Source organism: Kocuria sp. CCUG 69068 (assembly GCF_020833785.1).
Classification (GTDB): domain Bacteria; phylum Actinomycetota; class Actinomycetes; order Actinomycetales; family Micrococcaceae; genus Kocuria; species Kocuria rosea.
Genome location: NZ_PDDL01000021.1, coordinates 1 through 21,739, shown reverse-complemented (window position 1 = coordinate 21,739; position 21,739 = coordinate 1). Strand labels below are relative to the sequence as shown.

Annotated in this window: 17 protein-coding genes; 8 read left to right on the top strand and 9 right to left on the bottom strand. The window is 73.4% G+C overall.

Going from position 1 to position 21,739, the window contains the following annotated elements:
• Positions 1-147 precede the first annotated feature (147 nt).
• Positions 148-1,005 (top strand): formate/nitrite transporter family protein, encoded by an 858-nt coding sequence (locus tag CRM73_RS06325; RefSeq protein ID WP_095651309.1) that lies wholly within the window; start codon positions 148-150, stop codon positions 1,003-1,005.
• Positions 1,006-1,008: 3 nt separating this feature from the next.
• Here CRM73_RS06325 and CRM73_RS06320 read toward each other — a convergent pair whose 3' ends face one another.
• Positions 1,009-1,791, bottom strand: coding sequence for a metal-dependent hydrolase (locus tag CRM73_RS06320; RefSeq protein WP_017834072.1), 783 nt, complete (start codon positions 1,789-1,791; stop codon positions 1,009-1,011).
• Positions 1,792-1,972: 181 nt separating this feature from the next.
• Here CRM73_RS06320 and CRM73_RS06315 point away from each other — a divergent pair, with 181 nt between their 5' ends.
• A complete protein-coding gene (locus CRM73_RS06315; RefSeq protein ID WP_229587184.1) occupies positions 1,973-2,731 on the top strand; it encodes an alpha/beta fold hydrolase in 759 nt (252 codons plus the stop codon).
• A 25-nt stretch (positions 2,732-2,756) separates the two neighbouring features.
• On the opposite strand, the gene CRM73_RS06310 is transcribed toward CRM73_RS06315, so the two are convergent.
• Together CRM73_RS06310 and CRM73_RS06305 are read right to left on the bottom strand one after the other, a co-directional pair.
• Entirely contained in the window at positions 2,757-3,044 is a 288-nt protein-coding gene (locus tag CRM73_RS06310) for a hypothetical protein (RefSeq protein WP_035925795.1), read from the bottom strand.
• Between the two features lie 77 nt (positions 3,045-3,121).
• Positions 3,122-3,769, bottom strand: a complete 648-nt coding sequence (locus tag CRM73_RS06305; protein WP_229587183.1) for a YdcF family protein — start codon at positions 3,767-3,769, stop codon at positions 3,122-3,124.
• A gap of 211 nt (positions 3,770-3,980) precedes the next feature.
• On the opposite strand from CRM73_RS06305, the gene CRM73_RS06300 reads away from it, so the two are divergent.
• A complete protein-coding gene (locus tag CRM73_RS06300; protein WP_017834068.1) occupies positions 3,981-4,454 on the top strand; it encodes a thioesterase family protein in 474 nt (157 codons plus the stop codon).
• 24 nt (positions 4,455-4,478) lie between these two features.
• Here CRM73_RS06300 and CRM73_RS06295 read toward each other — a convergent pair whose 3' ends face one another.
• Positions 4,479-6,344, bottom strand: coding sequence for a sugar phosphate isomerase/epimerase and 4-hydroxyphenylpyruvate domain-containing protein (locus tag CRM73_RS06295; RefSeq protein ID WP_229587182.1), 1,866 nt, complete (start codon positions 6,342-6,344; stop codon positions 4,479-4,481).
• Entirely contained in the window at positions 6,344-7,786 is a 1,443-nt protein-coding gene (locus tag CRM73_RS06290) for an MFS transporter (protein WP_229587180.1), read from the bottom strand. The genes CRM73_RS06295 and CRM73_RS06290 overlap by 1 nt, the downstream gene beginning before the upstream one ends.
• A gap of 172 nt (positions 7,787-7,958) precedes the next feature.
• On the opposite strand from CRM73_RS06290, the gene CRM73_RS06285 reads away from it, so the two are divergent.
• A complete protein-coding gene (locus tag CRM73_RS06285; RefSeq protein WP_126349817.1) occupies positions 7,959-8,729 on the top strand; it encodes an IclR family transcriptional regulator in 771 nt (256 codons plus the stop codon).
• Positions 8,730-8,744: 15 nt separating this feature from the next.
• Here the strand turns inward: CRM73_RS06285 and CRM73_RS06280 are convergent, their stop codons facing one another.
• Genes CRM73_RS06280 through CRM73_RS06270 form a run of 3 tightly spaced genes read right to left on the bottom strand, consistent with a single transcriptional unit; the run spans position 8,745 to position 10,688 of the window.
• Positions 8,745-9,701 carry an aldo/keto reductase family oxidoreductase gene (locus CRM73_RS06280; RefSeq protein WP_109222268.1) on the bottom strand — a complete coding sequence of 319 codons (957 nt, stop codon included), beginning with the start codon at positions 9,699-9,701 and terminating at the stop codon, positions 8,745-8,747.
• Positions 9,698-10,381, bottom strand: a complete 684-nt coding sequence (locus CRM73_RS06275; RefSeq protein ID WP_095651303.1) for a tetratricopeptide repeat protein — start codon at positions 10,379-10,381, stop codon at positions 9,698-9,700. The genes CRM73_RS06280 and CRM73_RS06275 overlap by 4 nt, the downstream gene beginning before the upstream one ends.
• Positions 10,382-10,424: 43 nt before the next feature.
• Positions 10,425-10,688, bottom strand: coding sequence for a PLDc N-terminal domain-containing protein (locus tag CRM73_RS06270; RefSeq protein ID WP_035925812.1), 264 nt, complete (start codon positions 10,686-10,688; stop codon positions 10,425-10,427).
• A gap of 146 nt (positions 10,689-10,834) precedes the next feature.
• On the opposite strand from CRM73_RS06270, the gene CRM73_RS06265 reads away from it, so the two are divergent.
• Both CRM73_RS06265 and CRM73_RS06260 read left to right on the top strand, forming a co-directional pair.
• Complete coding sequence (locus CRM73_RS06265; RefSeq protein WP_229587178.1) at positions 10,835-11,875, top strand: YsnF/AvaK domain-containing protein; 1,041 nt, start codon at positions 10,835-10,837, stop codon at positions 11,873-11,875.
• Positions 11,876-12,155: 280 nt separating this feature from the next.
• The gene (locus CRM73_RS06260) at positions 12,156-14,351 is read left to right on the top strand and encodes a catalase (protein ID WP_229587176.1); all 2,196 of its coding nucleotides are present in this window, start codon (positions 12,156-12,158) and stop codon (positions 14,349-14,351) included.
• A gap of 58 nt (positions 14,352-14,409) precedes the next feature.
• Here the strand turns inward: CRM73_RS06260 and CRM73_RS06255 are convergent, their stop codons facing one another.
• Positions 14,410-15,792, bottom strand: coding sequence for a TIGR01777 family oxidoreductase (locus tag CRM73_RS06255; RefSeq protein WP_095651301.1), 1,383 nt, complete (start codon positions 15,790-15,792; stop codon positions 14,410-14,412).
• A 177-nt stretch (positions 15,793-15,969) separates the two neighbouring features.
• On the opposite strand from CRM73_RS06255, the gene CRM73_RS06250 reads away from it, so the two are divergent.
• Together CRM73_RS06250 and CRM73_RS06245 are read left to right on the top strand one after the other, a co-directional pair.
• Positions 15,970-16,548 (top strand): histidine phosphatase family protein, encoded by a 579-nt coding sequence (locus CRM73_RS06250; RefSeq protein ID WP_017834387.1) that lies wholly within the window; start codon positions 15,970-15,972, stop codon positions 16,546-16,548.
• A 135-nt stretch (positions 16,549-16,683) separates the two neighbouring features.
• The gene (locus CRM73_RS06245) at positions 16,684-21,606 is read left to right on the top strand and encodes an NAD-glutamate dehydrogenase (protein ID WP_017834388.1); all 4,923 of its coding nucleotides are present in this window, start codon (positions 16,684-16,686) and stop codon (positions 21,604-21,606) included.
• Positions 21,607-21,739 lie beyond the last annotated feature (133 nt).

Below are 21,739 nucleotides of genomic sequence, written 5' to 3'. Positions count from 1 at the left end.
TGATGGATCACAGCGGCGGACCGCTGTGGGCAACGACGACAATCCTACCCACAGTCGCCCCCGTTGGCCAATCGTGGTCTCCGGCCTGCTGTCAGTAGGCTTGCCGCATCCCGGTCAGGGGTCGACGAGGGCACACAGGGGGCACGGATGGAACCCGACAGGGAGAATCTCGAGGAGAAGCGCAAGGAGCTGGGCAGGACGGACGAGCCGCTCGAGGACGAGCTGGTCGAGGAGTTCGAGAACACGGTCACCGAGGGCGCCGAACGCCTGACCCGCACGTGGCGGGCGATGACCATCACCGGACTCTTCGGGGGCATCGACGTGGGGGTGGGCATCCTCGCCTACCTGGCGGTCAAGGAGGCCACCGGATCGGACCTGCTGGCCGGCGCGGCGTTCGGCTTCGGGCTGCTCGCGCTCCAGCTCGCCCACTCGGAGCTGTTCACGGAGAACTTCCTGGTGCCCATCTACGCCGTCGTCTCCCGGCACAGCACCTGGTGGCAGCTGGCGCGCTTCTGGACGGTGACCCTGCTGACCAACCTCCTGGGCGGATGGCTGTTCACCTGGTTGATCGTGGCGGGGTTCCCGCAGTTCCACGACGTCCTTGAGGAGTCGGCGACCAAGTACCTCGAGGGGGGCCTCACCGTGGAGTCGGCCGCTCTGGCGCTGCTGGCCGGCAGCACCATCACGCTCGGGACGCGGATGAGCCAGGGATCCAGCAACGAGGTGGTGCACACCGCCATCGCGCTCATCGACGGCCTGCTGGTCGTCGGGCTGGGCATGCTGCACGGCGCACTGAACTCGGCGGTCATCTTCGGGGCGATGCACGCGGGCGCCGACATCTCCTACACGGAGTGGCTGGTGTGGATGCTGTGGGTCATCCCGCTGAACATGGTGGGCGGGCTCGTCATCATCACGATGCCGCGGCTCATCCGCACGCTCGAGCTGATCAAGAAGGAGCGCGGGCAGCAGGTGCGCGAGCACGCCGCCGACGGGCGGGTGGTCTGAGGCTCAGGCGACCACGAGCCCGGTGGTCAGGGCGAAGGCCCCCCACAGGCCCGTCAGGGCGAAGAGGGTGATCGGGGCGAGCAGCGCGATCTCCGCGGCCGAGCCGGCGTTGCCGATCAGCGGCACCGTGAGGAAGGACCGGTTCTTGTACACCGACCGGGGCAGGGGCAGCGGCATCCGCAGCGGGTAGAGCAGGTGGATCCCGCGCGTGGTCACCAGGTCCCCGGCCAGGTGGGCGACCACCCCCGTGGCCACGGCCGCGGCGAACCACCACTCGTGGGCGGGCGGGTGCAGCCCCACCAGAACGCCCAGCCCGATCCCCACGACCCAGTTGAGCTTCGCGACCCGGTCCGGCACGAAGGCGAGCACCTGCACCGCGAAGGCGATGAGGAGCACGGACATCACCGCGGCGAGCGGCCACACCCAGCCGAGGCCCTCGACCGGGATCCCGATCTTCTGCGCCGCGGCGGCCAGGCCGGTGAACACCGCCACGCCCAGCACGGAGTGGGTGCCGCGCCGGTGCCCGCCGGAGAGCCGGCAGATCCCGCGGGCCAGCCAGGTGGACAGCGGGCGCAGGGACCGGGCCACGGTCCCGTCCGGGTGGTCGAGGTCCGGCAGCAGGGCCGCCCCGGCGGTGACGAGCGCCCCGGTGAGCACACCGGCGTCGCCGACGTCCAGGACGCCCCAGCCGATCGGGACGGTGAGGTCCTGGAGGTGCAGCTGGTAGTCGGCGGTCAGCGCCACCCATGCGGCCGCCCCGCAGGCCGCATGGCTCGGTCCCATCATGAGAGTGATGTCCTCCTCGGATTTTCGGTGCGGTGGGGTCAGGGCGACCTCACCAGCGGAAACACTAGGGTCCCGGCCGGACAGCACAGCGCCGGGGGCCGCCCGACGGGCGCCCGGTGACACCGGATCCCCCGGGTCCGTAGGCTGACGGCCAGGACTCCGCCGACGGAAGGACAGCGCCGTGCTCCGATCCGATCGCTCCGGTTCGGGGGCGCCCACCCTGCTGCTGCTCCCGGGGCTGCTGTGCACCCAGCGGCTGTGGGACCGGGCGCGGCCGCTGCTCGAGGCCTTCCACGACGTGCTCACGGTGGACCTGCCGGGCGTCGGCGGCGGCGACCTCCCGGAGGGAGCCGCCGACCTGGAGGCGTACGCGGACCGGGTGTGCGAGGTGCTCGACGCCGAGGGGATCGAGCGTTGCGTGTGGGTGGGGCACTCGCTGGGCGGCTACGTGCTGGCGGCGGCCCTGGAGCGCCACGCCGACCGGATCAGCCACGCCGTCCTGGCCTACAGCACCACCGAGGCCGACGACGCGTCGGCCCGCGCCGGCCGGGACCGGGGGATCGACGCCGTGCGGGAGCACGGCGTCGCCGCCTACGCGGACCGGCAGATGCCCCGGACGTTCCGGGAGGACGCCCGCGAGGAGGACGTCGAGGACGCGCTCCGGCAGGCCCGGGACTGGCCGGAGGACGCCGTGGTCCGGGCCCTGGAGGCCATGCGGGACCGGCCGGACCGCACACCCCTGCTGCTCGAGCACACCGAGCTGCCGGTGCTGCTCATCCAGGGGGACGACGACCCCGCGATCGACGCGCTCGACCCGGAGGAGGGCCATGTCACGCGGATCGTCACGGACACCGCGCACATGGGCGTGCTCACCGACCCGCACACCTTCGCGGGCATCGTGCACGGCTGGGTGGCCGACGAGCTCGAGCGCTCTGCCTGAGCGGGCCTCGTCGGGGAGCGGGGCGTCAGGGGGCTGCCACGGACCGCCACCCCGCGGAGTCCACCTCGACGACGACGGGTGCCCGGCCGCGCACGCTCCGCCGCCGCAGCGCCGCCTCGATGTCACCCGCGGGGGCGGCGACCACGAAGGTCTCGCCGCGGAACAGGTCGGCGGAGTCCTCGACGAGCGAGACCAGCTCCTCGGCGCCGCGGGCCGTGAACCGCTCGGCCACGCGCAGGCGCGCGGTCCACGGCGGGGGAGGGACGGCGTCGTCGAGGAGGACGGCCGTGGCCGGGCACTGCAGGTCGGTCATGACCCCAGTCTTCCCCTCGCGCCGCGGCGGGGGAAGGCGGGAGCCGCAGAGCACGGCCACCGGTCCCGGCCGACCGCTCAGTCCAGGGACTTGGGCCGCCACGGCAGCTGCTGGTCGCAGCCGGGGGTGAGCCAGGCCTTCACGAAGCCGCCGGACTGGTAGACGAACTCCCGCAGGTGACCCCGCGGCACGGCCGGGTAGTCGAAGGAGAGCACGTCCAGCTTCCCGGCGTAGCAGCGTTCCAGCAGCAGGCGGGAGCGGGCGACGTGCTGACGGTAGGTGAGGGCGCTGACGTGCTCCCACCCGCGCTGCTCGCTGAGCGCGCGCAGCTCCATGGCCTCGCCCTGGGTGGTCGAGGGGTCGGGGCGGAAGCAGATCACCTCGTAGTCCTGCTCGCCGCCCCCCGCGCAGGTCTGCGCGGCCCGCGTGTAGTACACCCGGCCCGAGGCGTCGCCGAGGTCGCCGGTGCCGGGGTTCGCCACGACCAGCACGGGCGCCACTCCGGCGTCCATGAGCCGCAGCGCCTCGGCCATGCGGGTCCGGTCCGGCGGGCCCAGCACGAGCAGGGCGTCCGAGCGCGCCGGGACGTCGGTCCGGGGGTGCTGGAACGCCGTCCAGCCGGCGAGCAGCCAGACCAGGAGCAGCGCGAGCACCGGGACGAGCACCCAGGTCGCCCGGGCAGAGCAGTGGACGGGGCGGCGGGTGGTGCGGGCACTGCGGGGCATCGGGGCCGCTCCTCGCCGGTCGTGGGGACGGAGTCCGGATCAGCCGACATTGTCGCACCCGCCGCTGGGCGCGGCCGCCGTGTGACGGGCCGAGACCGCCCGGGCGGGCCGGTGCGGGCCTACGATGTAGCACGCCGGTGCGGTGCGCGCGGGCGTGCCGCGCGGACGTGCCGTGCGCACGGCAGGTCGAGGACCGAGGAGGACGGACCGCATGACGGTGGAGGACGAGACCGGGGTGCTGTGCCGGGTGCCCATGCGCTGGGGCGACATGGACCCGTACGGGCACGTGAACAACGTGGAGGTCGTGCGGCTGCTCGAGGAGTCGCGGATCGCGGCCCTGGGCGTGCCCGTGGGCACCGGCGACCAGGTGGAGCCCCCGCTGATCCCGTTCTTCTCCGCGCTGCCGGAGGGCACCCAGGCGCTGATCACCGAGAACCGGATCAGGTACCTCCGCCCCCTCGAGTACCGCAACACGCCGGTGGAGGTCCGGGTGTGGGTCGTCTCCGCCCGCGGCGGGGCGCTGACGCTGGGCTTCGAGATCACCGACGTGGTCTCGCGCCGGGCGTGCGTGCGGGCCGAGACCCAGCTGGCGTTCTTCGTGCCCGCCACGGGGACGGTGCTGCGCATCTCGGCGGAGCAGCAGGAGCTCCTCGCCCCGCACGCGGGCCCGCGCGTCTTCCGCTGACCCGCGCGCCCCGCGGCGGGGTGCTCAGGCCTCCGTGCGCGCCCGGTGGGCCGCCTGCGAGCGCCGGTACTGCGCCGCGAGCCGGACCGGGGCGTTGGGCGCGCCGAAGCCGGAGTACCCGTTGCGGCGCTCGACCACCTCGAAGAACACCGTGCCCAGGGTCTCCGTGTAGAAGTGCAGGAACTCGCCCTCGGCGTCCCGGTCGTAGAGCAGGTGCAGCTCCTGCAGGGACGCCAGGAACCCGGCGTCGAGGTCGAAGCGGGCGTCGAGGTCCTCGTAGTAGTTCTGCGGCACGGGCAGGAACCGCAGCCCGCGCCGGCGGGCGCGCCGGGCCACGGCGAAGACGTCCGTGCAGGACAGCGCCACGTGCTCGGGGTAGGCCGCGCCCACGAAGGAGCCCTGCTCCGCGGCGGCCGGGGCCACGTTGAGCGGCATCCGCACCGCCCCGTTGGCCGAGCGCATCACCTGGCTGCGCACCAGCCCCGAGGGGCCGGGGACGTCCTGGGCGGCCTGCGCCTCCAGCGCCAGCACCGAGGTGTAGAACAGCACGGCCTCGTCGTAGTGCTGCCACGGCTGGGCCATGTTGACGTGGTCCACCCCGGTGACCAGGGCCCCCGTGTCGAGCTCGTCGTCCGCGCCGAACTCGCCCAGCCACCCCGGGACCCCGTCCGCCGTGCGCTCGCAGAAGAAGATCTCCGTGCCGTCCGGGGCGAACACGCCGCGCAGGACCTGCTCGTCGTCGCGCTGGGAGCGGGGCACGGGCAGGGCCTTGAGCCGGGCGGCCCGGTCGACGGCGGCGTCCGGGTCGGCGACGTCGAAGCCGAGCGCGGCGACCTCGGTGGGGGAGCCGTCCGGGACCGCGTCGTTGACGACGACCCGCACCGGTCCCTGCACCCACACCTGCACGTTCTCCTTGGACTGGTGGTGCCCGCCCAGGGCGAAGCCGAGCTGGTGCAGGAGCCGGGTGGTCTCGCCGAGCCGCCCGGTGCGGATCTCCACGAAGTCGTGGCCGGCCGGCTCCTCGACCGCGGGCAGCGGCTGGAGCTCGAGCGTGTCCCGGGACCGCTCCCCGGCCAGGGCCCGTCGGGTCTGGTCCTCGAGCCAGCGCAGGGAGCGCAGCCCGTCCACCGCCGTGCGGTTGACGTCGGCCTGGCGGAAGGCGTCGTTGAAGATCTCCAGGGACACGGGGCCGTCGTAGCCGGCGCGGACCAGGTGGGACATGAAGCCGACCATGTCGAAGTCGCCCTGCCCGGGGAACACCCGGTGGTGGCGGGACCAGGACAGGACGTCCAGGTGCAGGAGCGGGGCGTCGGCAAGCTGCACGAAGAAGATCTTCTCCGCCGCGATGTCCTCGATCGGGGCCGGGTCCCAGGCGCGGGAGAGGATGTGGAAGCTGTCGAGGCAGGTCCCCACGCTCGGGTGGTCGGCGAGGTCCACGATCCGCTGGGCGCGCTCGAAGTCGTTGACGAACCTCCCCCAGGCCAGTGCCTCGTAGGCCAGGCGCACGCCGTGGCGCGCGGCGAGCTCGCCGAGCCGGTGCAGCTGCCCCGCCATGACCTCGTCGTCGTCGATCTCGGCCGTGGCCACGTTGGAGCACACGAGCAGGGTCTGCGTGCCGAGCCGGTCCATCAGCCGGAACTTGGCCTCGGCGCGCCGCAGGTTCGCGGCCAGCCGCTCGGGGCCCACAGCGTCGAAGTCCCGGAAGGGCTGGTAGAGGTCCAGGCTCAGGCCCAGCTGCGCGGCGAGCTCCCGGATCTGCTCGGGGGAGGAGGGGGAGACGACCAGGTCCTGCTCGAAGACCTCGATCCCGTCGAACCCGGCGGCCGCGGCGGCGTGCATCTTCTCCTCGAGGGTGCCCGAGAGGCAGACCGTGGCGATCGAGGTGCGCATCAGCGTGCCGCCCCGGCGGCGACCGGCTCCGCGGCGCCCTCGTTCTCGGCGCCCCGGCCCCGGGCCTCGAGGGCGCGCAGCTCGGCGGCCTCGGTGCGCGAGGTGTGCAGCGCGTCGATCTCGTCGAGGGACTTCCGCGCCGTCTCCTTCGCGGTGAGCGCGGCGCCGCCGGAGATCAGGCACGCGACCGTGACGAACACGGCCACGCCCAGCCAGTTGTCGCCGGCGGGACCGGCCACGGCGGAGGCGAGGACGGGCGCGAAGCCGCCCGAGACGGCGAAGCCGATCTGGGTGCCCAGGGCCAGGCCGGTGACCCGGACCCGCAGCGGCAGCATCTCGGCGTAGAACGAGGGCCAGATGCTGTTGGCCATCGAGTAGAAGCACCCGGACATGACGGCGCCGAGCACGAAGATGAGCGGCCAGTTCCCGGCGTGGACCGCCGAGAGGTAGGGGTACATCAGCACGGCGGGGCCGAGGACCCCCGCGAGGAAGACGGGCTTGCGGCCGATGCGGTCGGCGAGCACGGCCACGACCGGGATCACGAACAGGGCGACGGCGTTGGCCAGCACGGAGACCCACAGCATGGTGGAGCGCTCGAGGCCGACCACGGAGGTGGCGAAGGAGAGAGACCACACCGTGAACACCACGTTGACGGTGTTGATCATGGCGGCAGCGGCGATCCGGACCACGGCGGCCCGGTGGTGCCGCAGGAGCACGCGCAGCGGGGACTCCGGCTGCTCGGCGGGGGTCTCGGCGCGGGCCTCCCGGAAGGCCGGGGGCTCCTCCAGGTGGCGGCGGATCAGGTAGGCCACCACCACGACGACGGCGGAGAGCCAGAACGGCACGCGCCAGCCCCAGCTGAACAGCGCCTCCTCCGGCAGGAGGGTGAACGGGATGAACACGGCGGTGGCGAGCAGGGTCCCGAACTGGGTGCCCTGCAGGGTCCAGCTGGTGGTGTACGCGCGGCGGTCCTCGTCGGAGTGCTCGAGCGACATGGAGATGGCGCTGGCCTGCTCGCCCGCGGCGGACAGCCCCTGGACCACGCGGCACAGCACGAGCAGCACCGGGGCCAGCATCCCCACCTGGTCGTAGGTCGGGAGGCAGCCGACGGCGAAGGTCGCCCCGCCGATCATGAACAGGGTCAGCATGAGCACGAACTTGCGGCCGAACCGGTCGGCCAGCGGACCCATGACCAGGGCCCCCAGCGGGCGGACGACGTACGCCACGCCCACGGTGCCCATGGCGAAGAGGATGGCCACGCCGGGGGACGTCTCGGCGGGGAAGAAGAGGTGGTTGAGCACCAGGGCGGCGGCGGTGCCGTAGACCGCGAAGTCGTAGTACTCGAGGGCGCTGCCGATCCAGCTGGCCAGCGCGGCCTTGCGGGGCGTCCGGCCGGAGGGCGGCGGGGCCGTGGTCTCGGCGGTCGTCGCTGCTGAGCTCATGGAGGTCCTTCGGGTCGGTCCACAACGCGATCTGGTTCTCATATTGTGGAAGTCACTGCTACTGTGTGATCATGATCTCTGTGAGCTGGTCCACATGTCAACCGCAGGACGGACGGAGCGCTGCTGTGCGAACGTCGATCAGGACCGCCCTCCCCGGCGCCGGGGGCCCCCGGTGACGGCCCCGGAGCCGGCGGGGGCCGCCCGCCAGGACATGGTGGGCAAGGCCCTCCGGCTGCTCGAGCTGCTGGGGGAGCACCCGGACGGGCTGACCGCGGCCGAGGCCACCAAGATCTGCGGCTACCCCTTCAGCACCACCTACCGGCTGCTCAACGCGCTCGTCCGGGACGGCTTCGCCGAGCTGCAGGAGGACAGGCGCTACGTTCTGGGGCTGAAGATCTTCCACGCCGCCCACAGCGTGGCCCAGCGCCTCGGGATCACGGGGACGGTCGTGCCCGTGCTCCGGCGGATGGTCGAGCGCACGGGGGAGTCCTGCCTCTTCGCCGTCCTGGACGGCGACCGCTTCCACACCCTCGCCAAGGAGGACGGGCCGGACTTCCGGGTCACCTCCGACCCCGGCTACCGCGGCGCGCTGCACTCCTCGGCCCTCGGGCTGTGCCTGCTCGCGTTCGCCCCGGAGGACGTGCGCGAGCACCTGCTCGGCACCATCGAGCTCGAGGCCCGCACCCCGGCCACGCTCACGGACCGGGACGAGCTGCGCCGGCGGGTCGAGCGGATCCGGCGGGAGGGCTGGGCCACCCAGGACCAGGAGCACGACGTGGGGATGGTCGCCGTCGCGGTGCCCGTCCTGCGGCCGGGCGGGGGCTGCATCGGCTCGCTCGCGCTGTCCGCGCCGGTGTTCCGGCACCGGCTGGAGGACCTCGTGGACATGGTGCCCGCCCTCCGGGAGGCGGCCGGCGAGCTGGGCGCGCGGCTCACGGGCTGAGCGGCCGGGGCGGGCTCAGGGGACGGACTGGCCCCGCGCCGCCGTGAGCAGCGCGTACCAGTCCTCGTGGCCGAGCCGGGACGCGAGCTCCTCCGCCGCGGCGCACGCGGCGATCCGCTCCGGGTCGGTGGTCCCCAGCACCGGGCGGATCCCGCCGGGGTGCTTCATGAGCCACGCGAGGACCACCGCCTCGCCGGGGACGCCGTGCGCCGAGGCGATCCGGTGGACCGTCTCGGCGGTGGCCGCGGCGTGCTGGTCCTCCGGCGGGATCGGCGCACCGGTGTACAGGCCGCGGGCCAGGGCGCCCCACGCCTGCACCTCGATGCCGTCGGCCGCGCAGTACTCCAGGAGCCCTTCCGGGAAGGAGTGCTCCGCGCCCTCGGGGTGGTTGGCCAGGATCTGCTGCTCCACGAAGCTCCGGTGCCGCAGGCTCAGCTCGAGCTGCACCGCGGTGACGGGCGTGCTGAGCACCTGCTGGTAGCGGGACACCTGGCGGGTCGACATGTTGGACAGGCCCACTGAGCGGATCAGCCCCTCCTTGCGCAGCTCGTCCAGGGTCCCCGCGACCTCCCGGGGATCGGCCAGGGGGTCCGGCCGGTGCAGCATGAAGCGCTCCACGGAGTCCACGCGGAGCCGGCGGAGGGACCCCTCGAGGCCGCGCCGGATCGTGTCCCGGTCCAGCCGGTAGTGGGTCGGCGCGCCGGGTGCCGCGGTGTTGCCCGGCAGGCGCACCCCGCACTTGGTCTGGAGGCGCACCCTCCGGCGCAGCTCCGGGTCCTCCGCGAGGAGCTCGCCGAAGACCTCCTCGGACTTGCCGTGGGCGTAGATGTCGGCGTGGTCGAAGTCGGTGATGCCGGCGTCCAGCGCCGCGTGCACCGCGGCCCGGGCACGGTCCACGGTCCCTGCGCTCGGCGGGGCGTCGTCCCACGACCCCCCGATGGTCATGCAGCCGTAGATCAGGCGCGAGCTCATGAACGGTCCTCTCCGTCGGGCACCCCGGCGTCCCGGGCGGGGCTCTGCTGCTCCAGGCGCTGCTGCTCGGCGGACCAGCGCAGGCGGGCGGCCGCCGCGTAGGCGGCCCCGGACTCCTTCATCCGGCCCGCGCGCTCGTAGAGCCGGCCCAGGGCGGTGAAGCACTCCGCCTGGTCCGTGGCCGTGGCCTCGGTCTCCTGGTAGAAGTCCAGCGCCCGGTTGTAGGCCGTGATGGCCTGGGTGTGGCGCTCGCCCAGCTCGTACACCCGTCCCAGGTTGACGTGGCACTGCGCCTGGTCCTGCGCCTCGTGCGGGGCGTCGAGGTACTGGCCCAGGGCGTCGAGGAGGTGCTCCTCCGCGTCGTGGGCGCGGTCCAGCTCGAGCAGCAGGCTGCCCAGGATCAGGTGTGTGCGGGCCAGGTGCTTGCCGCTGCCGGGGATGCGGCAGAACAGCCCGAGGGCGTTCTCGTAGGCGGTGACGGCCCGGCCGGGGCGGTTCATCCCGAGGTAGAGATGACCCAGGTTGTAGTGGCAGGCGGCCTGCTCCTGGAGGGAGTCGCCCTCCTCCTCGAAGAGCACGATGGCCTGCTGGTAGGCGGTCTCGGCCTCGTCGAGCCGTCCGCGGTCCTCGGCGTCCAGGGCCCGGGTGAAGAACCCGTGCCCGTCCTGGGTGTAGCTCATGCGGAGTCCTTTCTCGGCCGGGTCCTGCGGGGGTGTCGGCGGGCTACGCGGGGTGCGGGTCCTGCGGGCGCGGGGCCCGGCGGCCCAGCGCGAACCACAGTCCCGCGCCGGCGACGGGGAACGCGAGGATCACGAGCAGCCACAGCAGGCGCAGCACGGGATCCAGGGCCGGGCTGCGCAGCAGGGAGACCGTGGCGGCCACCATCAGTACGACGACGACCGCTCCGGCCACCGTCGCACCGCTCTCCCACGCCCCCGTCCGCACGGCCTCGGCGCCGCCGGCCGCGAGGGCGGTCCAGGTGCTCATGCATCGATCCTCGCACCGTGGGCCCGGGCGGACAAGGGCGGGCGCTCCGGCGCGCCGGTCCCCGGTCCCCCGTAGAGTGGAATGCGCCACAGCTCAGCACGCTGATAAAATGTGGCTGTCGACTGCAACCCCGAGGAGAGTCCACGATGTCCACCTCCGACGACCGCCCGTACGACCAGGAGTCCGCCCACGAGGAGCCCACCGCCGGGCGCGCCGGCGGGCGGGACGCGGACGACACCGGGGTGGAGCGCCACCCGCCCAGCTCGGCGACCGAGCTCTGGGACCACAACGCCTACGGGCGGGAGGACGGCGACATCGGCGGCTCCGCGACCTCGGGTGCCACCGACACGCGCGACCCGCGCGGCGGGGCTCCCGCCTACAACATCGACGCCGGGGACGACGACGCCGTCCGTCACGGCGACGACTCAGGCCGCGACGACGGCTCGCCCGTGCGCGGGACCGGCGAGTCGCTGACCGGGGCGGACGCCACGGCCGGCCACGACCGCGAGAGCGTGGGCGACGATCGGCCTGACGATCGGCGCGACCACGGCCGGCGCGACGAGCCGTCCGGCGCCGGCGGAGGGGCCTTCGACCAGGAGTCGACCGGCCGGGACGCCACCGGCCGGGACGTCACCGGCCCGGACACCGCCGACCTGGACACTGCCGACCTGGACACCGTGGAGCGGGACGCCACCGGCCCGGACACCACGACCCGGGACACCACGGACCGGGACACCACGACCCGGGCCGGGGCGGAGCGCGGTGCCGGCCGCCACGCCGCCGGGGACGCGACCGGTGACCTCGGGGGCGGTGGTCGCTCCGGCGAGACCCCCTCCGTGGTCCGGCACGAGGAGCGGCTGCAGGTCGGGACCGAGCGCGTCGAGTCCGGGCGGGCCCGGCTGCGCAAGTACGTGGTGGAGGAGCCGGTGCGCGCGGAGCAGACCCTGGCGTCCGAGGACGTCGAGGAGGTCCGCACCCCCGTCACCGAGGAGGAGCGCGAGGCGTTCCTCGCCGGCCGGGAGCTGCCGGTGGGGGAGGACGAGGTCATCCTCTACCGGGAGGTGCCCGTGGTGCAGACGGTGCGCGTGCCCTACGAGCGGGTGCGCCTGGTGGTGCGCCGCACGGAGCGCACGGAGGTGGTCGAGGAGACCGTGCGCCAGGAGCGGGTCGACGTCGAGGAGGACTGAGCCCCTCCGTCCCGGACCCCCTTGGCCACGGCGCCGAGGGGGTCCGTTCCGCTCCGTCCGGGGAGTCCGCCCGGGGCGCGGTCGGCTGTTCACCCAGCGCGGAGGCGGGTCCGGTGACTTGTGCCCTGCCTCACGGGAGTGCACTAATGGTAAGTGAGCTGGTCGTTCCCGTCCGTCCGGACCGGGACCGGCCGGTGTCGACCGCACTTCGACGACCGGGAGGTCCATCATGCGCAAGAGGCTGAACAGGAAGAGGCAGAGGACCGAGGGGCAGGCGCCCATGGCTCCCGGCGTCCCCGGCAGCGAGACCGCCCCGCTCGCGGAGCCCACCACGCCCCGCCCGCCGCTGCCGCCCAAGCCGGACCAGGGCACGCCGGAGCCGGTGAGCCCCACGGGCCAGGACACCGGGATCGACCCGACCTTCAACGCCCAGGGCGGCGAGCACCTGACCACCGCCCACGGCTCCCGGCGCGCCGACACCGACCACTCCCTGAAGGCGGGCCGGCGCGGTCCCGTGCTCCTGCAGGACCACCACTTCCGGGAGAAGATCAGCCACTTCGACCACGAGCGCATCCCGGAGCGCGTGGTGCACGCCCGCGGCGCCGGCGCCCACGGCGTGTTCCGCTCCTACGGCACCGCGAGCAGGATCTCCTCCGCCGCCGTGTTCGGCAAGGACGTCGAGACCCCGGTCTTCGTGCGCTTCTCCACCGTCCTCGGCTCGCGCGGGTCCGCCGACCTCGCCCGGGACACCCGCGGCTTCGCCACGAAGTTCTACACCTCCGAGGGCACCTGGGACCTCGTGGGCAACAACATCCCCGTGTTCTTCATCCAGGACGCCATCAAGTTCCCGGACGTCATCCACGCGGGCAAGCCCCACCCGGACCGGGAGATCCCGCAGGCGCAGTCCGCCCACGACACCTTCTGGGACTTCGTCTCCCTGCACACCGAGGCGCAGCACCACACGATCTGGAACATGTCGGACCGCGGCATCCCCCGGTCCTACCGCACCATGGAGGGCTTCGGCGTCCACACGTTCCGGCTCGTCGACGACGCCGGCCGCAGCGTGCTCGTGAAGTTCCACTGGAAGCCGAAGCTCGGCGTGCACTCGGTGCTGTGGGAGGAGGCGCAGATCGCGATGGGCATGGACCCGGACGTGCACCGCCGGGACCTCGCGGACGCCATCGAGGCAGGCGCCCACCCCGAGTGGGAGCTCGGGGTGCAGGTCTTCGAGGACAACGAGGAGCAGGTCTTCGAGGGCATCGACCTGCTCGACCCCACGAAGATCGTCCCGGAGGAGCTCGCGCCCGTGGAGCCGGTCGGGCTGATGACGCTCAACCGCAACCCGTCCAACTACTTCGCCGAGACCGAGCAGGTCGCCTTCAACCCGAACAACCTGGTCCGCGGCATCGACGTCACCAACGACCCCCTGCTGCAGGGCCGGCTGTTCTCCTACCTGGACACCCAGCTCAGCCGGCTGGGCGGGCCCAACTGGACCCAGCTGCCGATCAACCGCCCGCACGCCCCGGTCAACGACATGCTCCGGGACGGGATGCACCAGACGGCCGTGCACAGCGGGGTGGCGCCCTACCACCCGAACTCGCTGGACGGGAACAACCCCTTCCCCGCCGACGAGCCGGCCCGCCCCTTCATCGACCACCCGGCCCCGGTCGCGGAGTCGGTCAAGGAGCGCGGGAACCCCGTGACCTTCGAGGACCACTACACCCAGACCCGCCTGTTCTGGCTGTCGATGAGCGACGTCGAGAAGGAGCACATCGCGCAGGCGTACACCTTCGAGCTCGGCAAGTGCTGGGAGCAGGCGGTCAAGGAGCGCCAGCTGCAGGCCCTGGCCAACATCGACGAGAAGCTGTGCGCCGTGGTCGCCCAGGGCCTGGGCCTTCCGGCGCCGAAGCCGACCGTCAAGCACGGGAGGATCAAGCCCAGCCCCGCCCTGTCCCAGGTCGGCGGGCAGTGGCCCCTCGACGGCCGGCAGGTCGGGATCGTGGTGGGCCCCGACCCCGACGAGAACGACCTCCTGGCCGTGGTCTCCGCGATCGACGACGCCGGGATGGTGCCGCTGGTCATCGCCCCGCACGGCGGGCCGGTCGGGCGCGGCGGGAAGGTCGTGGCCCACCGGACCTACCTCACGGCGCGCTCCGTCGAGTTCGACTCGGTGCTGGTGGCCGGCGCCGTCCCGCCGGCCCCGGACGCCCGGCAGGGCCTCGACGCGAAGGCCGGAGCCGTCGCCCCCGGCGGCGTGGACCCGCGCGTGCACCTGCTGCTCGGCGAGGTGTTCCGCCAGGCCAAGGCCATCGGCACCTGGGGCGCCAAGGGCCAGGTGCTCGCCGCGGCCGGCCTGCCCGAGGGCGCGCCCGGCGTGGTCTCCGGCAAGGACGCCGCCGCCGTGGTCGAGCAGGTGGTCACGCTCATGAAGAGCCACCGCGCCTGGGAGCGGTTCCCGGTCTCCGGCCGCCTCTGACGGCCGTCCTGCCGCTGACCCGCCACGTCGGCGGTGGCGGCGGGCGGGCCGGGGCGGGTCAGAAGCGGCCCAGCTCCTCCCGCAGCGCCGAGCCGAGGTCGGGGTGGCGGAACCGGTAGCCGCGGTCGATGGCCCGGTCCGCCGAGACCCGCTGGTCCGCGAGCGCCATCAGCTCGGCGCCCTCGGAGCCGAGCACGAGCTTCGGCCCGAACCCCGGGGTGGGCAGCAGGGCCGGCCGGCCGAGGACCTTGCCGAGGGTCCGGGCGTAGTCGCGGCCCGTCACCGGCATCGGGGCCACGGCGTTGACGGGCCCGTGCAGGCCGGGGGAGAGCACCGCGTGGGCGAACAGACCCACCGTGTCGTCCAGCGAGATCCAGCTCAGCCACTGGTCCCCGGAGCCGAGCCGCCCGCCCAGCCCCGCGAGGAACAGGGGCAGCTGGGCCTTGAGGGCGCCGCCGGCGGGGCTCTGCACCACCCCGGTGCGCACCGTGACCACGCGGGTGCCGATGGCCTCGGCCTCCTGGGCGGCACGCTCCCACGCCGTGCAGACCTCGGCGAGGAAGTCGTCGCCCGGCGGGGACTTCTCCGTGACGCTCTCCCCGTGCGTGTCCGCCCCGTAGTAGCCGATCGCGGAGCCGTTGACCAGCGCGGCGGGGGCCTCGTCGCCGAGCGCGACGAAGGCGCGGACGAGCAGCCGGGTGCCGAGCACCCGCGAGTCGTGGATCTGCTCCTTCGCGGCGTCCGTGAGCCGCCCCCCGATGCTGCGCCCGGCGAGGTTCACCACGACGTCCACCCCCCGCAGCGCGGCGGGGTCCAGCTCCCCGGCCGCCGGGTCCCACGAGATCTCGAGGGGGGTGCGCGCCTCGCGGCGCACGAAGCGCAGGACCGTGTGGCCCCCGGTGCTCAGCAGCGCGGCCAGCTGCACGCCGATGGTGCCCGAGGCCCCCGTGACGGCGACGGTCAGCGGCCGGCCGGGATAGCGGCTGTGGAGGTCGAGGTCGGCGGCCAGCCGCCGGGCGCGGGCCTCGAACTGGCGGCCCAGCGCCGGGCTCATCAGCCGGTCCCCGAACGCCCTGCTGCCCGGCAGCGCCGCGTACTCCACGGTGTCCGTGACCACGGTCCCGCCGTGCCCGTCGTCGTCGAACCGGTGGTGGTGCTCCCACGAGGCGAGCGGGCCCTTCACCATCCGGTCCCGGAACTCCCGGCCGGGGACGAAGCCGTGGTGCTCCGCGGTCCAGGGCACCGAGGCCAGCCCGTAGGAGCCCGGCACGGCCACCCGCAGCCGGGACCGCGTCCCGTCCTGCAGCGGGGGCGAGGACTCCTCCACCACGGAGCCCGTCCACGCGGGCGTGAGCCGGGTGAGCGCCCCCGGGCGGGCGTGCCAGGCGAAGACGTCCTCGACGGGGTGGGGCACGCGGGAGCTGAACGTGAAGGTGGTCATGCGTGCCACTCAACCCGCATTGCCCCGGTTCGTCCAGGACCTCGGGCCGCGGGCCGTCCGTGTCCTGGCCCGGAGGGCCGGCGGCGGCCGGGTGCGGTGCGGTGCCCGGGCCCCCGCGGACCGGGGTTCCCGCCGTCCCGCTTGCCCCCCGGCGGGCCGTCGCCCAGAGTGGGGGACGTGAACACCCCCGGACGCATCGTGCTCATCCGCCACGGCCAGACCGACTGGAACCTCGAGGAGAGGCTCCAGGGCGCCACGGACGTCCCGCTCAACGACGCCGGGCGGGAGCAGGCCCGGGTCGTCGCCCGCCACCTGCACGCCGAGGCCCTCGGCTGGGACGTCCTGGTCTCCTCGCCGCTCGGCCGGGCCGTGGAGACCGCCCGGATCATCGGCGAGGCCCTGGGCCTCGAGCTCGCGGCGACCTACGACGAGCTCGTGGAGCGCAGCTTCGGCCCGCTCGAGGGCTCGCGCCTGGCGGGTCTCGAGGGCGCCGCGCGGGAGCAGGTGCTCTCCGCCGGGGAGCCGCCGGAGGCGGTCGTCCGCCGCGGTCTGGCGGCGCTGCGCCGGATCCGCGCCGACCACCCCGGGCGCCGCGTGCTGGTGGTGGCGCACGGCTCGCTCATCCGACTGACGGTCTCCGAGCTCAACGGGGAGGCCCATCCCCGGGTCGGCAACTGCGAGGTGGTCCCCGTGCGGACGGAGGCCCTCGGCGCCGCGCGCCTGCGAGATGACGCGTCGGAGTCCACCGCACCCTGACAGTCCCGGCTTCGTTCAATAAGCTGGGACCCACCAGGGACGGTCCCACGAGGTGCCGTCCACCCCCTGGGGCGGCGAGGGCGGCGCACGGACCGTGCCCCCTGCCGTCCACGGCGACGAAGGCGTGATGCGGCTGTGGCCTCTGACCAGTACACGATCCCCGACGAGGACCGGACCGAGGCGCTGCAGGTGATCCCGCGGGCCCCCGAGTGGTCCGGGGACCGGGCGTGGATCAACGAGTACTACCGCCACGTGCCCCAGGAGGACCTGCTCGCGCGCACCGAGGACCAGCTGCGCGAGCGGGCCGACCACCACCACGAGGTGGGCCGGGTCCGCGCGCCCCGGGAGATCGCCGTGGGCGTGCGCCAGGAGGACTCGACCTCCGTGGTCTTCGTGGTCACCGAGGACGTCCCCTACCTCGTGAGCACCGTGTCCGCGGAGATCGCCGCGAAGTGGGGCGGTGCCCGCCTGCTCATCCACCCCGTGCTCGTCGCCGCCCGGGACGCCGGGACGCACGAGCTGCGCGAGCTCCAGCAGGTCCCGGACTTCTCGGCCACCTCCAGCGGCGACACCACCGCGCTGCCCAGCCTGGCCGGGTTCCGCTCGGACGGGGGCACCACGCACGTGGTGGAGTCCTGGATCTCCGTGGAGCTCTCCCGGCAGATCTCGGACGAGACCGCCCAGGAGCTGGTGCACCGGCTCACGAGCCTGCTCGAGGACGTCCAGCGGGTCGACGACGACCAGGTGGAGCTCAAGGAGCGCGTCGGACGGCTCGCGGACGAGCTCGACCGGCTGCGGCGGCTGGACCTGCCCGAGGGCGGGCACCCGCCGCTGGTCGGACCGTCCCAGGAGTTCCTGCGCTGGCTGGTCCGGGGCAACTTCATCCTCATGGGCTTCAAGGAGTACGACCTCGAGGACTCCGGCGACGGCCTCTCCCTGGTCAGCCGTCCCGGGACCGGTCTGGGCCTGCTCGTGGAGCACGACCGCAAGCCGCACCGGCAGGTCCTCACCGGACTGGGCCGGGAGCACGCGCGCGAGGCCGGCACGCTGTTCATCACGAAGGCCAACCGCCGCTCCTCGATCCACCGCAGGGAGTACCTGGACTACATCGGCGTCGCGAAGTACGACGACGAGGGCCGGATCGTGGGCGAGTACCTCGTGCTGGGGCTGTTCACCCGCCGCGCCTACAACACCCCGGCCCGCGAGACGCCGCTGATCAAGGACAAGATGGCCGAGGTCGCCGAGCGGTTCGGCTTCCTCGAGGACTCGCACTCGGCCCGGGACCTGATGGGCAACATCGAGGACTACCCGCGCGACGAGCTGTTCCACATGACCGCGGACGAGCTCTACGACATCATGCGCGGCGTCATGGGCCTGGACGAGCGGCGGCAGACCCGGCTGTTCCTGCGCCAGGACCACTTCGGGCGGTTCATGTCCGCGGTCGTCTTCCTGCCCCGCGACCGGTACAACACGTCGGTGCGCGGGCGGATCGAGGCCGAGCTGAAGCGCACCTTCGACGCCGAGTCCATCGACTTCGACGCCCGGCTCACCTCCTCGACGCTCGCCCGCCTGTTCTTCCGCATCCGGCTGCCCTACACCGGTCAGGTGCAGTCCTTCGACCGCTCGGGCCTGGAGGCGCGGCTGCGGGCCGCGGTGCGGTCCTGGTCCGAGGCGCTGGCGCGCGCGATCCACCGGGACTTCTCGGAGGAGCTCGCGCGGACGCACGCCGAGAACTGGGCGGAGGCGTTCCCGGACGCCTACCGGGCGGACTACGAGATCGAGGAGGCGGTCGAGGACCTCCAGCGCTGCGAGGAGCTGTGGGGACGGGACCCGGACCTGCCCGCGGAGGTGCGCGTCGTCGACGACCCCGGGGGCGTGCGGCTGAACATCTACCTCACCCGCTCCCTGTCCCTGACCGAGCTGCTGCCGATGCTGCAGAACCTCGGCCTGACGGTCCTGGACCAGAAGCCGTACGAGGTCACCCCCGCCGACGGCCGCCACTTCCAGCTCTACGACTTCGGGGTGCGGCTGCCGGAGGGCGTGGACGCGACCGGCCCGGAGGACGCCAAGACCGAGGACCTCATCGAGGACACCCTGTGCGCGGTGCTGTCCGGGCGCTCCGAGTCCGACTCCTTGAACCGGCTGGTCCTGACGGAGCGCATGACGTGGCGGACCGTGGCCGTGCTGCGCTCCTACGTCCGGTACCTCCTGCAGCTGGGGCACCCCAACTCCTTCGACTACATCGCGGACACGCTCCTGGGCTTCCCGCGGGTCACCCGGGCGCTGGTCGAGTTCTTCGACGCGAGCTTCAACCCGGCGCTCGACGACGCCGTGCGCGGCTCCCAGCGCGACGCCGCGCAGGGGCGGCTCACCGAGGCCCTGGACGAGGTCCCCACCCTGGACGCCGACAAGCTGCTGCGGGCGCTGGCCGAGTGCATGGCCGCCACGCTGCGCACCAACGTGTACCGGCACCGCCCCACCATGGCGTTCAAGCTGGACCCCCGGCGGATCAGCACGGCCCCGCTGCCGCACCCCATGTTCGAGGTCTGGGTGTGGTCCCCGCGGGTCGAGGGCACGCACCTGCGCTTCGGGCCCGTGGCCCGCGGCGGCCTGCGCTGGTCGGACCGCCGGGAGGACTTCCGCACCGAGGTCCTGGGCCTGGTGAAGGCGCAGATGGTGAAGAACTCGGTGATCGTCCCCAACGGGGCGAAGGGCGGGTTCTACCCCAAGCAGCTGCCCGAGCCGGCCGCGGACCGGGACGCCTGGGTGGCGGAGGGCCGGGAGGCGTACAAGCTGTTCATCGCCTCCCTGCTGGACATCACCGACAACCTCGTCCGCGACGCGTCCGGCCAGGACGTCGTCGTGCACCCCGAGAACGTGGTGCGCCGCGACGGCCAGGACTCCTACCTGGTGGTGGCCGCGGACAAGGGGACGGCGTCCTTCTCGGACACCGCCAACGCAATCTCCGCGGAGTACGGGTTCTGGCTCGGGGACGCCTTCGCCTCGGGCGGCTCGGTGGGCTACGACCACAAGGCCATGGGCATCACGGCCCGGGGGGCGTGGGAGTCGGTGAAGCGGCACTTCTTCGCGCTGGGCGTCGACACCCAGGCGGAGGACTTCACCGTGGTGGGCGTGGGGGACATGTCCGGCGACGTGTTCGGCAACGGCATGCTGCTGTCCGAGCACATCCGGCTGCTGGCCGCGTTCGACCACCGCGACATCTTCCTCGACCCCGACCCGGACCCGGCCGTCTCCTACGCCGAGCGCGAGCGGCTGTTCGGCCGCCCGCGCTCCTCGTGGCAGGACTACGACCCGGAGAAGATCTCGGCCGGCGGCGGCGTGTACTCGCGCACCGCGAAGTCCGTGCCGATCTCCCCGCAGGTCCGCGAGGCCCTCGACCTCGACGACGGCGTCGAGGAGCTCTCCCCGATCGAGCTGATGCGGGCGATCCTGACGGCGCCCGCCGACCTCCTGTACAACGGCGGGATCGGCACGTACGTGAAGTCGGCGCAGGAGACCTCCACGGACGTGGGGGACAAGGCCAACGACCCGATCCGCGTCGACGGCGGGGACCTCCGGGCCAAGGTCGTCGGCGAGGGCGGCAACCTGGGCTGCACCCAGCTCGGCCGCGTGGAGGCCGCGCTGAACGGGGTGCTGATCAACACGGATGCGATCGACAACTCCGGCGGCGTGGAGTCCTCCGACCGCGAGGTCAACATCAAGATCCTCGTGGACCGCATGGTCGTGGCGGGCGAGCTCTCCGCGGCGGAGCGCGCCGGCTTCATCGAGGCCATGACCGACGAGGTCGCCGGGCTGGTGCTCGAGACGAACGTGGCGCAGAACGTGCTGCTCACCACGGAGCGCTCGCGCGTGCGGGCCCTCAACGAGGCCTACATCCGGTTCCTGCACTGGCTCGAGGACGAGGCCGACCTCGACCGGGGCATCGAGTTCCTGCCCTCCGACGAGCAGCTGCGCGAGCGGGTCCGCACCGGCCACGGGCTCACGTCCCCGGAGCTGTCCGTGCTGGCGGCCTACGCCAAGATCCAGCTCTCGGAGGCGCTGGTCGAGGGCGGTCTCGCCGAGGACCCGTGGTTCGGGGAGGTCCTGGAGGCCTACTTCCCGGAGCAGATCACCCAGCGCTTCGGCGAGCTCGTCGGCACCCACCCCCTGCGCGCCGAGATCATCTGCACGATGGTGGCCAACCAGATGGTCAACTACGGCGGCATCCCGTTCGTCTACCGCGTGATGGAGGAGACCGGGTGCGGGCCCGTGGAGGTGGCCCGGGCCTTCGTGGCGGCCGTGCAGATCTACGAGATCGACCGCTACGCCCACCAGCACCGGGAGCTGCCCGCGGAGGTGCCCACCGAGGTGTGGGACCGGATGTTCCTGGACATGCGGCGCCTGCTGGACCGCGTGGTGCGCTGGCTCATCAACCGGGAGGAGACGGCCAACCCGGTGGCCGAGGTCATCGACCGCTACAAGCCCACCGTGGACATCCGGTTCCTCGAGGACCGGCTGCTCGGGGAGGACTCCCGGCAGCGGGTCGACTCGCGGGCGGAGGCCGCCGCGCGGCAGGGCGTCCCCGGGGCGCTGGCCACGGAGTGGTCGCAGCTGCTGGACGCGTTCGCGCTGCTCGACGTCGCCCGGCTCGCCCACGCCTCCGGCGAGGCGATCGCCGAGGACGGCGGCCTCGACGAGGAGCAGATCAAGACCATCGCCAAGGTCTACTTCCGGCTCTACGACCGCTACCGCATCGAGAGCCTGCTCAACCGCATCACCGGCCTGCCGCAGACCACCCGCTGGGAGAACCTCGCGCGGATGTCCATGCGGGAGGACGTGTACGCGACCCTGGTGGCCCTCGCCGACCAGGCGCTCGAGGCCCCCGGCCGGGACGCGCGGGAGAAGGTGGAGTCCTGGGAGTCCAGCAACGAGTCCCGCCTGGGCCGGCTGCGCGAGGTGCTGGGGGAGATCGAGGCCGAGGACACGGGCGAGGCCTCCGCGGAGCTCGCGTCCCTGTCCGTGGCGCTGCGGACCATGCGCAGCGCCCTGGTCGGCTAGGACGGCCCGTGCAGGGGACGGCCGCGGTCGTCGGCTCGGGGCCCAACGGGCTCGCCGCGGCCGTGGTGCTGGCCCGCGCGGGCCTCGACGTCACGGTCCACGAGGCGGCGGGCTCGGCCGGCGGCGCGGCCCG